This is a genomic window from Citrobacter sp. S46_ASV_140, from assembly GCF_018919545.1.
Classification (GTDB): Bacteria; Pseudomonadota; Gammaproteobacteria; order Enterobacterales; family Enterobacteriaceae; genus Citrobacter; species Citrobacter braakii.
In genome coordinates this window covers 1-714 of the sequence record NZ_JAHLRC010000285.1, presented here as the reverse complement: position 1 = coordinate 714, position 714 = coordinate 1, and the positions used below count along the sequence as shown (strand labels likewise).

The following is a 714-nucleotide window of genomic DNA, read 5'->3' as shown; positions in this document are numbered from 1 at the left end:
TCTTCACACCAGGCAGATATGACGTTGAATAACGGTGGTAGTCTGCTGCTAAACAATGAAAAAGAATGTACCACAGATTGCCAATATGAACTGAATAACCTAACTATGTCAGGAGGCAGTGTAATGTTGTACAACACACAGGAAGGAGTACCCACAGGCTGGAATACACTGACCCTAACTGATCAATTTGGTGATAGTAGTCTGTCTGGTTATGGCGATTTTTACATGCATACGGATATAGCCGCTAGTAAAGGTGATCTTCTGCACGTGATTGGAAATGCAACGGGTTCGTTCCGGTTATTTGTTCAGGACACTGGAGTCAGTCCTACCTTAGATAATAGTTTGGTGCTGGTCAAAACAGGAGGTGGTGATGCTGTTTTCACTCTTGGAAATCAAGGAGGTGTCGTTGAACTGGGAACATGGGAATACAGACTCATAAAAAATGACACTGGGGGATGGTTACTGAGTCCGGATCTAAAACCACAGCCAGACCCGATACCGCAGCCAGACCCGATACCGCAGCCAGACCCGGGGCCGCAGCCAGATTTACCTGCTGAGAATATAAAACGACGTATTTCAGCATCAACTTCTGCAGTTTTAAATATGGCAGCAGTACAGCCTCTAGTATTTGATGCTGAACTGGAAAGTGTGAGAGATCGTCTAGTTACAGGAAAATTTTCCGGAAGTGACAGTGCATTTTGGATGGTGCAGCAC

1 protein-coding gene is annotated in these 714 nt (G+C 45.2%); it reads left to right on the top strand.

Going from position 1 to position 714, the window contains the following annotated elements:
- Nucleotides 1-18: 18 nt before the first annotated feature.
- Nucleotides 19-714, top strand: a 696-nt coding sequence (locus tag KQJ19_RS23800) for a pertactin-like passenger domain-containing protein (protein WP_253296416.1), incomplete at its 3' end; no start/stop codon positions are given.